Source organism: Allorhizocola rhizosphaerae (genome assembly GCF_003426775.1).
GTDB classification, from domain to species: domain Bacteria; phylum Actinomycetota; class Actinomycetes; order Mycobacteriales; family Micromonosporaceae; genus Allorhizocola; species Allorhizocola rhizosphaerae.
The window spans coordinates 1-13435 of sequence record NZ_QJUG01000226.1 but is presented as its reverse complement, the minus strand read 5'-3'; the positions used below and the strand labels follow the sequence as shown (position 1 = coordinate 13435).

Annotated in this window: 12 protein-coding genes; 1 reads left to right on the top strand and 11 read right to left on the bottom strand. The window is 68.3% G+C overall.

Annotation, left to right across the window (positions count from 1 at the left end; genetic code table 11):
• The 11 genes from DM816_RS33880 to DM816_RS33830 form a co-directional block, all read right to left on the bottom strand.
• Nucleotides 1-857: DNA polymerase III subunit delta' (locus DM816_RS33880; protein ID WP_117214547.1), on the bottom strand; the 857-nt coding region annotated here is incomplete at its 3' end.
• Nucleotides 858-866: 9 nt separating this feature from the next.
• Entirely contained in the window at nucleotides 867-2918 is a 2052-nt protein-coding gene (tmk, locus tag DM816_RS33875; protein WP_246002512.1) for a dTMP kinase, read from the bottom strand.
• Nucleotides 2919-3064: 146 nt separating this feature from the next.
• Nucleotides 3065-3622 carry a TetR/AcrR family transcriptional regulator gene (locus DM816_RS33870; RefSeq protein ID WP_117214545.1) on the bottom strand — a complete coding sequence of 186 codons (558 nt, stop codon included), beginning with the start codon at nucleotides 3620-3622 and terminating at the stop codon, nucleotides 3065-3067.
• A gap of 138 nt (nucleotides 3623-3760) precedes the next feature.
• A complete protein-coding gene (gene topA / locus DM816_RS33865; protein WP_117214548.1) occupies nucleotides 3761-6478 on the bottom strand; it encodes a type I DNA topoisomerase in 2718 nt (905 codons plus the stop codon).
• A 129-nt stretch (nucleotides 6479-6607) separates the two neighbouring features.
• Nucleotides 6608-7099: a hypothetical protein gene (locus DM816_RS33860; protein WP_162908106.1), complete on the bottom strand. Its 492-nt coding sequence runs from the start codon at nucleotides 7097-7099 to the stop codon at nucleotides 6608-6610.
• Between the two features lie 11 nt (nucleotides 7100-7110).
• Nucleotides 7111-7914 carry a 1-aminocyclopropane-1-carboxylate deaminase/D-cysteine desulfhydrase gene (locus tag DM816_RS33855; RefSeq protein ID WP_117214543.1) on the bottom strand — a complete coding sequence of 268 codons (804 nt, stop codon included), beginning with the start codon at nucleotides 7912-7914 and terminating at the stop codon, nucleotides 7111-7113.
• A complete protein-coding gene (locus DM816_RS33850; RefSeq protein ID WP_117214542.1) occupies nucleotides 7907-8437 on the bottom strand; it encodes a hypothetical protein in 531 nt (176 codons plus the stop codon). Before DM816_RS33850 ends, DM816_RS33855 begins: the two co-directional genes overlap by 8 nt.
• A gap of 112 nt (nucleotides 8438-8549) precedes the next feature.
• Nucleotides 8550-9086, bottom strand: a complete 537-nt coding sequence (locus DM816_RS33845; protein WP_117214541.1) for a hypothetical protein — start codon at nucleotides 9084-9086, stop codon at nucleotides 8550-8552.
• A 47-nt stretch (nucleotides 9087-9133) separates the two neighbouring features.
• Complete coding sequence (locus DM816_RS33840; protein ID WP_117214540.1) at nucleotides 9134-11473, bottom strand: sodium-translocating pyrophosphatase; 2340 nt, start codon at nucleotides 11471-11473, stop codon at nucleotides 9134-9136.
• Nucleotides 11474-11758: 285 nt separating this feature from the next.
• Nucleotides 11759-12160, bottom strand: coding sequence for an ATP-binding protein (locus DM816_RS33835; RefSeq protein WP_117214539.1), 402 nt, complete (start codon nucleotides 12158-12160; stop codon nucleotides 11759-11761).
• Between the two features lies 1 nt (nucleotide 12161).
• Nucleotides 12162-12497 carry an STAS domain-containing protein gene (locus tag DM816_RS33830; RefSeq protein WP_117214538.1) on the bottom strand — a complete coding sequence of 112 codons (336 nt, stop codon included), beginning with the start codon at nucleotides 12495-12497 and terminating at the stop codon, nucleotides 12162-12164.
• Between the two features lie 93 nt (nucleotides 12498-12590).
• Between DM816_RS33830 and DM816_RS33825 the strand changes: the two genes are divergently transcribed.
• Nucleotides 12591-13435 (top strand): DEAD/DEAH box helicase (locus DM816_RS33825; protein WP_162908105.1); only part of this gene is annotated, 845 nt, incomplete at its 3' end.

Below are 13435 nucleotides of genomic sequence, written 5' to 3'. Positions count from 1 at the left end.
GCCATGCCGCGCGCCGCGCCCGCCGCGCCCTTGCCCGTGCCACCGGCGCCCAGCGCGGTCTCCATCGCCGCCCGCTCGGACGCGTCGACCGAGGCCGTCGCGGCCTCCGACTCCGCCTCGGCCGCCGCGATCAGGCTGCTTGCCGCCTCGAAGCACGCGCCAACGCCGGTCAGCTGCCGCGGGATGGCCAAAACCGCGGACCGCCGGGAGCGCGCCTCAGCGGAGGAGGCGAGCCAGCGTGCCCGGCCCACATGCCCGAGCGCCGCGTCGGCCACCCACTCAGCGAGGTCCGGCGACACCCCGTCGCGCGAAACCAAAAGGGCCGCAACGTCTTCGGGCGCGGGCTGGCGCAGCGTCACCACCCGGCACCGCGAGCGGATCGTCAGCGGCACGTCATCGGGGTGGTCCGACGGCGCGCACAGCAGAAACACCGTCCGAACCGGAGGCTCCTCGACGGCCTTGAGCAGCGCGTTGCCCGCCGCCTCCGTCAACCGGTCGGCATCCTCGACCACGAGGACCTGCCACCGCCCGGAGGTCGGCGCAGTGGCCGACCGCATCACGAGCGAACGCATCTGCGCCACCGGGATGCTCAGCCCATCGGGCACCACGAACTGCACGTCGGGATGACTGCCGGTCATGACCGTATGGCACCCGGCGCACTCGCCACACCCCACTGGCGTGGAAGTGCACTGCAACGCCGCGGCGAAACAGCGCGCCGCCACCGACCGGCCCGACCCCGGCGGCCCGACAAACAACCAGCTGTGCGTCATGCCCTGCCCGCCGGCCGCGGCCCGCAGCGTCGCCACCGCGCTCGCCTGCCCGACCAACTGCGCGAAGACATCGCCTCCAGAAGACACCCGTGAAGGCTAACTCGACGCTACGACAACCTTCGCCGCGACCCGATCGGCCTGCCCGGGCTCGTCCACTTCGGGCAGCAGCTTCGAGACCCGGTCGGCGATCTCCTCGGCCAGCTGCTTCTCGTCGTCGGTCCCGTCGACGACCAGGTATCGCCCGGGCTCGGCCGCCGCCAGGTCCAGGAACCGCGCCCGCACCCGCTCATGGAACTCGATCGACTCCCGCTCCAGCCGGTCCGGCAGCCCTCGCATCCCGGCCCGGGTCAGACCCACCCGCGGCTCGATGTCCAGCAACACCACCAGATCGGGCTTGAGCCCGCCCGTCGCCCACGAGGACAGCCACGCGATCTCGCCGACCGCGAGCGCCCGCCCCGCCCCCTGGTACGCCAGCGAGCTGTCCACATAGCGGTCGGAGATCACGATCTCGCCCCGCGCGAGCGCCGGCCTTACCACCGTGGACACGTGATGCGCCCGATCGGCCGCGTACAGCAGCGCCTCCGCCCGCGGTGACGCGTGCGACTCCAGCACCATGCGCCTGACCCGCGCACCCAGCTCGGTCGCGCCCGGTTCCCGCGTCACCAGCACCTCGCGCCCCTGCGCCCGCAGCCGCTGGGCCAGATGCTGGATCTGCGTGCTCTTGCCGGCTCCCTCGCCGCCCTCGAACACAATGAAGACTCCGCCGCTCACCGGCTCTGGCACCCCCAACGGCCGACCGCGCATCGACCCGATCACGTCGGCGATGATCGGTACCCCCGGCTTATCATCCATTTGCTTGAATGCCCAGATGCCCGCGGCCACCCCCAGCAGCCCGGCCACCCCCAGCAGCACCCGCGTCGAGGAGATCGACAGCCCGGTGTTGGCCAGCGCCCGCGACCCGCCCAGGCCGACCATCACGCCGGACAGCGAGATGGCCAGCATGAGCACGACCCTCGTGCCGGTCTGCACCACCGCGAACACCCGCCCGCGCACCTCGTCGCCGACCTCGCCGCCCAGCAGCGTCGTGCCGGAGAGGAACGCCATGCCCGCGCCCGCACCCACCAGCAGCGTGAAGAACACGGCGATCGACAGGTGCACGGCCAACGACAGCAGCGCCACCGACCCGGCCGCGAGGATGATGCTCAGGCCGAACCATCGCCGCCGCGACAGCGCGCCGACCAGCCGTGGCCCGAGCCCGATGCCCAGACCGAGCCCGATGAAGATGACGGCGAAGAGGATGGCGAAGGTCGAGTCACCGCCGTTCAGCTCGCCCGCAAAGAATTGACTGGTACCGATAACAACCCCGCCGGCCGCAAAGGCGCCGAGGATGCCGAAGACCAAACCCCTGACCATGGGGGTACCGCCGACGAACCGCCACCCCTCGACGAATTGGCGCACCATGCCGGCGCTGGGGTGATCCTTGCCGTTGTGCCCGGAGATCTCCTTGATCCCGTAGAACACCACAAGCGCGGTGGCCAGCCGGGACAGCGCGTTGAAGTAGAGCGCGAGGCTCGACGGCTCGGCCCACGCGGCGATCTCGATCGGGATGCTCTGCAGCGTCTGGTACAGCTGGTTGAGCCCGGCCAGCACGAGCGCCGCGAGCACCGGCGTCACCCCGTATGTCGTGATGAGCGTGAGCTGGTTGGACGCCTCAAGCCGGGCCCGGGGGATGAGGTTGGGCACGGCCGCTTCCTTGGCCGGGATCCAGATCAGCGTGACGCTCTCGATGAGGAACGTGGCGATGGCCGCCCACCCGACCGTGAGCGCGCCGTCCTCGGTCACCAGCCCGACCGTCGGGATCGACGCGAACAGCACGAACCGCAGCACGTCGCAGACGACCATGGTGTACCGGCGATCCCACCGGTCGGCCATCACCCCCGCGAGCGGCCCGAGCACCAGCGCGGGCAACAGCCGCACCGCGATCACGCCACCGAACGCGAACCCCTTCGCCGCCCCACCGCTGACCTGTGCCGCGGCGAACGTCGCCGTGGCCAGCAGGCCGAGCCAGTCACCGAGCGAGGCGGCGCCCAGCACGAGCCAGAGCCGGCGGAAGGGGCGGATGCGCAGGATTGCGCGCAGCTCCGCCATTCCCGACAGCTCCATCTGCGCCGTTTCGGCCTTCGTTGAAATGGCTGTGCCTTCCGCTAATGGACCCTTCGGGCTCACTCTAGCGGTGTGCGCGCACGCCTCTACCCGGATCTTCCCTGAAGGTTTCCCCTAAGAACCCGAAACCTTCACGAGGAACGCGTGAGCGCGACCTGGAGATAGCCTCGCACCAGCGTCTTGGCCTCGCTGAGCATGGCCTCGTCGCCCTCGGGGTGGCGCCGGAACGCCAGCTTGATCAGCGCGTCTGCCGCCTCGACGGCCACGATCAGCGCGAACCTGAGGTTGGGGGTGTCGGGCGCCGAGTGGTACCGGATGAGCAGCTCGGCCAGATGGTCGGCGATCACCGCGTTGTTGTCCCGCTCAGGGTCGATCAGGTGCACGTCGACCACGTCGCCGAAGTGCAGCGTGCGGAATCCGGGCACGCTGCGGTGCAGTTCGATGTACTCCTCGATCGCCCCGTCGACGCCGTCCCACCAGTGCTTCAGCTCGCCGGCCGGGATCCGGTCGGCCAGCCGGGCCAGGTAGGCCTCGACGTTGCGCAGCGTAAGGGCCTGCACGATCGCCCGCTTGTCCGGGAAGAACTGATAGACCGAGCCGATGGCCACCCCCGCCCGCTCGGCGAGCAAAGTCGTGCTGAGACCGTCGTACCCAACCTCATCTATAAGCTCGGCGCACGCGTCGAGCATGCGCTGAACCCTCGCCACGCTTCGGCCCTGCACCGGCACCCGGCGCAGGGGTCCAGCGCTGACAGTCTGTGTGCTCACTTAACCGCTCCTTGCTGCTGACACCCTACCCAGGGACAACGAATCTAGAGCGGGTAAGTGTCATTTCGCCTTCTTCCCCGGCGTGGCTTTCTTCGGTGCCGCCTTCTTGGCCGTTGTCTTCTTCGCTGTCGTGGCCTTGGCTGTGGTGGCCTTGGCTGTGGTGGCCTTCGCGGATGTCGCCTTCTTCGAAGCGGCCGCCGCCTTCTTCCTCGGCGCCGGTGGGTTGGTCCGCCTCTCGGAGAGCATTTCGCTCGCGAGTTCGACGGTCATTGTTTCAGGGGTCTGCCCCCTTCTGAGGGAGGCGTTCGTCTCACCGTCCGTAACGTACGGTCCGAACCGGCCGTCCTTGATGACCAATGGCTTTTCGGTCAAAGGGTCTACACCGAGCTCGCGCAGCGGCGGCTGCGGCTCCCGCCGTCCTCGGATCTTGGGCTGGGCCAGCAGCGCGAGCGCATCGTCGAGGGTGACGGTGAACAGCTTCTCCTCGTTGTCCAGCGACCGCGAGTCCTTGCCGCGCTCGATGTACGGCCCGTAGCGCCCGTTCTTGGCGAAGATCTCGACGCCCTCGTCGTCCTTGCCGACCAGGCGCGGCAGCGACAGCAGGCGCACGGCGTCGTCGAGGGTGAGGGTGTCGGGCGACTGGGTCTTCAGCAGCGAGGCGTTGACCTCCCCGCTGGACACGTATGGCCCGTAGCGCCCGGACTTGAGCACGATCGCCTCGCCGGTCTCGGGGTGGTTGCCCAGCGTGCGCTCGCCGCCCCCGCCCAGGAACAGCTCCTCGACCTTCTCCGGGGTCAGCTCGTCGGGCGCCATCCCGTCCGGAATGGACACCCGGTCGCCCTCCTCCGACCCCTTCTGCAGGTAGGGCCCGTAGCGCCCCACCCGCACGACGATCTCGTCGAACAGCGGGATGGAGTTGATGCTGCGCGCGTCGATCTCGCCCAGGTTCTCGGTGACCATCTTCTTCAGGCCGCCGGCATGGGCGATCGAGCCCTCGCGCGCCGCCGGCGAGCCGAAGTAGAACGAGGTCAGGAACTCCAGGGAGGTCGCGTCACCGCCCGCGATCTGGTCGAGCTGGTCCTCCATGGCCGCGGTGAAGTCATAGTCGACCAGGCGCGGGTAGTGCTGCTCCAGCAGCCCGATGACAGCGAACGCCACAAACGTCGGGATCAGGGCCTGCCCACGCTTGAACACATATCCACGGTCCTGGATCGTCTGGAGCGTCGGGGTGTAGGTCGACGGCCGCCCCACCCCGAGCTCCTCAAGAGCTTTAATCAAAGACGCTTCTGTGTACCGGGCGGGAGGCTGCGTGGTGTGGCCGACCGGCTCCAGCCCGTCCTCGGTCAGGTGCTGATCCTTTTGCAGGACCGGCAGCCGGCGCTCCGCGTCCTCGGCATCCTCGTCGGCGTCGTCGGACGACTCGACGTAGGCGCGCAGGAAGCCCGGATCGGTGATCGTCTTGCCGGACGCGGCGAAGTCGCACTCCTCGTTGTTGATGGACACCGCCCTGATCCGCACACTCACGGACTGCCCCACCGCGTCGGTCATCTGCGACGCGATCGTCCGGCGCCAGATCAGCTCGTAAAGCTTGAACTCCTCAGTGGACAGTTCCTTCGCGACCTCACCAGGGGTGCGGAAGACGTCGCCGGCGGGGCGGATGGCCTCGTGCGCCTCCTGCGCGTTCTTCACCTTGCCGGTGTAGCGGCGCGGCTGCGGCGGGACCGCGCTCGGCCCGTACAGCGCCTCGATCTGGGCACGGGCGGCGGCGATCGCCGACTCGGACAGGTTCACCGAGTCGGTCCGCATATAGGTGATATAGCCGTTCTCGTACAGCCGTTGGGCGATCCGCATGGTCATCTGGGAGGAGAAGCGCAGCTTGCGTGCCGCCTCCTGCTGCAGCGTGGAGGTGATGAACGGCGCATACGGCCGCCTGCGGTACGGCTTTTCCTCGACCCGGGTGACCACAAAGTCGCGATCATCCAACCGGGCCGCCAGCCCACGCGCCGCCCCTTCATCGAGATGCACGACATTGCTCTTGGCGCGCCCGGTCGTCGGCTCGAAGTCCTTGCCGGTCGCAACCCGATCTCCGTCCAGCGCGATCAGCGTCGCCGTAAACGAAGCCTTCTCCGCCGTCAACAGCGTGGCCGCGATGTCCCAGTACTCCGCGGAGCGGAAGGCCATGCGCTGCTTCTCGCGCTCGACCACGATCCGGGTGGCCACCGACTGCACGCGGCCGGCACTCAAGCCCCGCTGGACCTTCTTCCACAGCACGGCAGACACGTCATAGCCGTACAGCCGGTCCAGGATGCGCCTGGTCTCCTGCGCGTCAACCAGATCACGGTCGATGTCGCGCGGGTTGGCCACGGCCGCCTGGATCGCCGGCTTGGTGATCTCGTGGAAGACCATCCGCTTGACCGGCACCTTCGGCTTGAGCGTCTCGACCAGGTGCCAGGCGATCGCCTCGCCCTCGCGGTCCTCATCCGTGGCCAGCAGGACCTCGTCGGCGTCCTTGACGAGCGACTTGAGCTTCGTCACATGCCGCTGCCGGTCAGGATTGACTATGTACACCGGCGCGAACCCGTGCTCGACATCGACGCCCAGGTAGGCCCACGGTTCCTTCTTGTACTTCTCCGGCATCTGCTTCGCACCGGCGGGCAGGTCGCGAATGTGGCCAAAGCTCGCTTCGACGACGTAGCCTGGCCCGAGGTAGCCCGAGATCGTCTTGGCCTTCGCCGGCGATTCGACGATGACCAGCCGGTTCTTGGCTGCTGTCGGCACGTTCACTCTCCGCGGTGCGTGTTTTTATGGGAACTGGGCAGAACGTAAACGGTAACGCCTAACCTCCCCGCCACGCTCCTGACCCCATCGATCGCTCTGCACGATACATCGCCGGAGAAGATCAAAAGATCAAATTGGGACGGTACCGCTCCCCCGCGCGCTCTGCCCGGCGGGCAAAGCACCCGAAATCCACCCGGCAACCAGGTCATCGAGGCTCACCGACAGGGCGCCGGACGACTTGGTGACCTCGCGATCGAACCCGGAGCCGCCGAAGCACAGGATCTTGGTGCCGGACACGTCGTAGCCGCGGTCACTGAGCAGCTCAACAGCGCGGCGCAGCCGCTTGACGTGGTGGGGCCTGACTTTGTCGCCCCACTTTGCCTCACCCACGGTCACGACCCTGCGTTTCGCCCCGTGATCGGCCGATGCGAGCGCGACGACATCGACACGGACTTGCGTCTTGGCCGCCCGGATCCGCCACCCGCGCCCGCTGATCATGAACTTACGTCCATGTTCGACGGTGCGCGCCGCAATAACTTCATGGTCAACCCACGCGGCACCCAGGGCGGCGATCATGAAGTTTCGGAAGCCACCCGCCGTCGAGAATGGACATAAGTTCATGATCGACGCGATTAGGTGGTGATCAATGCCACCACACGGGATGGCAGTCGGCCGCGCGCGGCCAGGGCGAAGATGCCCAGCATCATCTTGCCCACGTACACCCAGTCGAGCTCGATGCCATGGCGCGCATGGAAATCGGCCAGGAAGTCGTCGAGTTCGGCGTTGCGCCGGGCATAGCCGCCGCAGTGGAAGCCGAGCTCGATCTGCCAGTTGGGCGAGACCCTGCCGAACGCCTCCCGCTGCAGCTGCGCGACCTCCTCGGCGAGGAAGTCGCCACCCTTGAGCACCGAAAAGCCCAGTGCCGCGGTGCCCGACGGCAGTCCGGCGGCCAGGCCGGCGAGCGTGCCACCGGTGCCGACCGGGCAGCAGATCAGGTCGTAGCGCGCGTCGATGCCTGACGCGATCTCGGAGCAGCCCAGCGCGGCCAGCGCATTGCTGCCGCCCTCCGGGATCAGGAAGAACTCACCGAACCGGCGGCGCAGATCGCCGATGTGCAGGCGCCACCGGCGATACGACGAACGGTCTAGATAGGACAATCGCATGCCCTGTGCCACGCAATGGGCGAGGGACTCGTTGAGCGGGAGTGTCTGCTCCCCGCGCACGATGCCGATGGTCTGGAATCCGTGCTCCCGGCCGGCATCCGCCACGGCCCGCAAATGGTTGGAATAGGCCCCACCGAACGTGAGCAACGTGTGATGCCCCTGCTCGCGCGCCGCGATCAGGTTGTACTTCAGCTTGCGTGGCTTGTTGCTGTCGTGCACCAGCCACAGCCGCACACCGGCGGCCGCCAGCCGGTCGTCTGACAACTCATGCATCGGTCTGACCCGGCCACGCTGTTGCCGGGGCCGCCGACGGGCGCTCGCCGATCAGGTCGGCCAGGCGGGCAATCTTGCCCGCGCCCTCGATGCGGATGGCGGGGCCACGCTCGATCGTGCCGTCCAGACCCAACGGTGCCAGCGCCGGGCGAGCCAGCGCCTGGTTGTTGCTCAGCCGCAGGATCACCGCGCCCTCCTCGATCGTGCCCGCCGCTATGTACCACAGGCGCAGCCGATGCCCGTCCAAAAAGGAGGGCGTGGTGAGCGTCTTGAGGGCCGCGGAATAGGAGGTGCGCACCCAGAACCCGCCACCCGGATGCTCCTTCCAGCCGTAGCTGAGCCGCCGCGCCATGAACTCGGCGGCCAGGCAGTGCACCCGCCAGGCGTCGGGGACCACGACCGACACCCGGGCCGTGCCGCCCATGCTGGTCACCTCGGCGTCACACATCAGCAGCCCCACTAGGTCCACAATGGACGGCCGGGCCGAGAAAGCCGAGAAGATGACCAACTGCCGATCGGTCATGGGATGGCTTCCCGGGACTTCGGCGTCATGAGATGCGTCCGCGGCACTTCGGCGTCATGAGACGCGTCCCCAGCTTCTCGGCGTCATGAGACGCGTCCCCGGCACTTCGGCTTCATGAGATGCATTCTGGTACTTCGGCGAAGGCTTTCTGCAGCTCGGGCGAGTGCAGGTTGCTCGTGTCGAGCGAGCTCGCAGCGTACTCCTGCTGCAGTGTCTTCATCGCCGCTTCCACACCGTCGTAAAACTTGGGCGGATCGGTCGTGGGCAGCCCATCCACGGTGACGCGCGCCTTGGCATAGGCGTCACGCACCTTGCGCAGCGAATCCACCATGCCCGCCGCCACCGCCTGCCCGCCCTCCACCTCGGGCACGCCGGCCGCCTCCACCCTGCCGCGGGCCCGCTCGCTCGCGTCCCGCGCGCCTTCGAGCATGTGCACCAAATTGTCCTTGGCCTGCTCGGGCGTTGCCGCGTGCGGCGTCTGCTCCTGCGCGCGGGTGGTGAGAGTGTCGATTTCGGCCCGCCACGGGGTCAGCGCCTCGCAGACGCTGGCCGCCCAGGCGCGTGGGGGTGGCCCGCTCGAACACCCTGCCAGACCCCCTGTCACTGCCAGGACAGCAAGCAGGGCCAGAGCGATCAGGGGCCTTCGCATGAAGGCAGCCTAGAGGTTCGCCCCGGCCCTGCGTTAGTGATAATCCGTTACGCCCTAACCTTTTCCCGGCTGGCGGGCTGCGACGGGGTCTCGTCGTGCGCGGAGACGGTGATCGGCTTGCGCTTGCTGAACACCACCGCCGCCACGATGATCGCGGCCGCGACGAGCGCGACCGTGACCCGCAGGCCGGTGTTGGCGTCCGTGCCGTAGGTCCAGGCCACCACGGCCGGGGCGATCAGCAGTGACACCAGGTTCATCACCTTGATCAACGGGTTGATGGCCGGACCGGCGGTGTCCTTGAACGGGTCGCCGACCGTGTCGCCGATGACGGTCGCGGCGTGCGCGGGCGAACCCTTGCCGCCGTGCGCGCCGTCCTCGACCATCTTCTTGGCGTTGTCCCAGGCGCCGCCCGAGTTGGCCAAGAAAACCGCCATGAGGGTACCGGCGCCGATCGCACCCGCCAGGTAGGCCGCCAGCGCACCCGGGCCGAGGCCGAAGCCCACCGCGACCGGGGCCAGAACAGCCAGCAGGCCCGGGGTGATCAGCTCACGCTGTGCGTCGCGCGTGCAGATGTCCACGACCTTGCCGTACTCCGGACGCTGCGTGCCGTCCATGATGCCGGGCAGCTCCCGGAACTGGCGCCGCACCTCGTGCACGACCGCGCCCGCACTGCGGGACACGGCGTTGATGGCCAGACCCGAGAACAGGAACACGACCGAGACACCGATCAGCAGGCCGACCAGGTTGCGCGGGTTGGCGACGTTCATCAGGCTGTCGACGAACCCGGCCGTGGTCTCGCCTGCCGTGATGAGCGAGGCGCTGAGCGTGTCCATATAGGACCCGAAGAGCGCGGTCGCGGCCAGGACGGCGGTCGCGATCGCGATGCCCTTGGTGATCGCCTTGGTCGTGTTGCCGACGGCGTCGAGCTCGGTGAGCGTGCGGGCCCCCTGCTTGTCGATGTCGCCGGACATCTCGGCGATGCCCTGCGCGTTGTCGGAGATCGGGCCGAACGTGTCCATCGCCACGATCACGCCCACCGTGGTGAGCAGGCCCGTGCCGGCCAGAGCCACCGCGAACAGCGACAGTGTGATGTTGCCCCCGCCGAGCAGGAACGCTCCGTACACGCCCGCGCCGATGAGCAGCGCGGAGTACACGGCCGACTCCAGGCCGACGCTGATGCCCGACAGGATGACGGTCGCCGGGCCGGTCTCCGACGTCTTGCCGATGTCCCGCACCGGGCGGCGGTTCGACTCGGTGAAGTAGCCGGTCAGTGCCTGGATCGCGGCGGCGAGGATGATGCCGATGATGACCGCCCCGATGGCGATCACCTGCGGGTTGCCGTCGATATCGGGCTTGCCCAGCGCATCGAAGTTCGAGGGCAGGTACCAGAAACTGGCGGCGGCCACGACGATGGCGGAGATCCCGGCAGAGGCGTAGAACGCGCGGTTGATCGCGGTCATGCCGCTGCGGTCGGACTTGCGCAGGCGGGTCAGGAACACGCCGGCGATCGCGATGAACACCCCAATAGCCGAGATGATCAGCGGGAAGACCAGGCCCTTCTCGCCGAAGGCGGCCTTGCCCAGGATGAGCGCGGCCACGAGCGTCACGGCGTAGGACTCAAACAGGTCAGCGGCCATCCCGGCACAGTCACCGACGTTGTCGCCCACGTTGTCGGCGATCGTCGCGGCGTTGCGCGGGTCGTCCTCGGGAATGCCCTGCTCGACCTTGCCCACCAGGTCTGCGCCCACGTCGGCGGCCTTGGTGAAGATGCCGCCGCCCACACGCATGAACATCGCCAGCAGGGCCGCGCCGAAGCCGAAGCCCTCAAGCACGGTCGGTGCGTCGCTCTTGTACAGCAGCACGACGATCGCCGCGCCGAACAGTCCAAGGCCGACCGTCATGAAGCCGACCACACCACCGGTGCGGAAGGCGATGGACATGGCTTGCTCGCGGCCGCCCTCCTTGGCCCGGGCGGCCGCGGCTACGCGCAGGTTCGCGCGCGTGGCCAGGGCCATGCCGGCACCACCGATGAAGGCGCTGAAGACCGCACCCACCACGAAGAAGGCCGAACGGCCGATCCTCACCGCGGTCTCATTGTCGGTGGCGTGCAGGGGCAGAAGGAAAAGCAGAATGACCGCGAGGACGACGAAGACGCCGAGCGTCTTGAACTGCCGGAAGAGGTACGCGGAGGCCCCTTCCTGAACGGCCCCGGCGATCTCTTGCATCTTGGTGGTGCCCTTACCAGTTGCCAGTACCGCGCGCACAAGGGCGGCTGCGAAGCCAAGCGCCACGAGTGCGATCACGGCCGCGACCACTACATAGGTCACGTTTTCGCTGGAAATGGGCACCGCATCGCCTTGCGCGGCGAGTTGGTGAAACCCGGACATCCTTGTCCTCCACTTGATGTCCCGCCTTGTTGCAGCTGGCGGGGTTTACGTAGTTGAAACGACCCGTGCACTCTAATCCCCGCACGTGGGGGAGGTCACACCCAGGTAGGGCTGTGTCGCGGTGATCTTTGCCGCTGCGCGCCCGCTTGTTTGTGCGATAGGCTCGGCAGCTTTCCGTCGTCGCTCACCGGCATCTATTGATCATCCCGTCCGGCCAGGCCTCGGGCACCGCAAGGCCGCATACCCGCCGAGTGGCAACCACACACTCAAGTGTTTGGGCAAGTCTCAGCGGCTTCTGCGGCGCACTGGCCAGCCCATGCGCACCTCGGTGCCGGGGCCGCTCGCCAGCGGGGCCATGTGCAGGTCCTTCACCAGCCCCTGCAGCAGCGTCGCGCTCACGTCGATGGTCAGTTGCTCGTCGCCGTCGATCTGCTCGGCGTCCGCGGCCCGGTCGACCACCTTCACCAGGTAGCGGTCGCCGTCGCTGAACGCGACCTCCACCGAGTCCCGGATGCCCAGGCGCTGATGCCGGGCCACAGCCCGCGCGCACGCCTCACCGATCGCCAGCCTGACCTCGTCGAGCTGATCGTCGGCCACTCCGGCCCGGCGGGCGACGGCTACCCCGACGAGGCGGACCGTGCGGACATGGGCTGGCTCAGGCGAGAACTCCAGGCGGACGGTGGCCATTTCACGCAGTCGTCGCCGCGTCGATGGATTGATAAAGGGGGAGTACCTGATCCAGCCCCGTGATCCGGAAGATCTTCAGCAGCGACTCCTTGCCGCACACCACGCCGAAGCTCGCCCCGACCGTGCGGGACTTGCGATAGCCCCCGACCAGGACACCAAGCCCGGTCGAATCCATGAACTCAACTTTTCCAAGGTCGACCACGACCGCTCCGATGCCGCCGTCGAGCAGCTCCGTGATTCGTTCTCGCAGCTTGGGCGCGGTGTACACGTCCACCTCGCCACCGACCTCGAGGACGGTGTGCGCCGAGACGACCCTGGTAGCCAACGACAGCTCCATCGGCACATCGTAACGGTACCTTCGAGATTTCGGATCGCCGTCGTCACCTGGGGTGTTGTCCATACACCTGTACGAAGGGTTAGCCTGCTGGGCGTGGATCGGCTCCCCGACTGGCTGCGGCGCGACCAGGTGACGCACGTCGAGGTGTTCCCGGCCCGGCCCGGGGCGGTCGACGATTGGCCCGACTGGGCGGCTGCGCCGGTCGTCGCGGCGTTCGCCTCGGCGGGCATCAAGGCGCCCTGGCGGCACCAGGTGTCGGCGGCATCGCTGGCCCACGACGGGCACGACGTCGTCATCGCCACGGGCACCGGTTCGGGCAAATCGCTGGCCTACCAACTGCCCACGCTGAGCGCACTGCTGACGTCCCCGCGGGCGCGCGTGCTCTATCTCGCGCCGACCAAGGCCCTCGCGGCCGACCAGCAGCGCACGCTGGTGGCGCTGAACGTGCCGGGCGTGCGACCGGCCACACTGGACGGTGACACCGGTCGGGAGCAGCGCGAATGGGTCCGCCAGCACGCCAACTTCGTGCTCACCAACCCGGATCTGCTGCACCATTCGCTCCTGCCGCAACACGAACGTTGGTCACCCTTTTTGCGCCATGTCCACTACGTTGTCGTCGACGAGTGCCACAGCTACCGCGGCGTCTTCGGCGCCCATGTAGCACATGTCCTGCGCCGCCTGCGCCGCCTCACCGCCGATCGCCCCGTCTTCCTCCTCGCCTCCGCCACCTCCGGCGATCCCGCAACCTCCGCCACCAAACTCATCGGCCGCCCCGTCATCGCCGTCACCGAAGACACCGCCCCGCGCGGCGCCACCACCTTCGCCCTCTGGGAGCCCCCACTCCTCCCCGGCCTCCCCACCGCCCTCCCTCCCCCAGTCCTCCCGACGCCAGCACCCACAGTCCTTCCGCCCGCAACCCACCCGTCACCGGCGCCCGG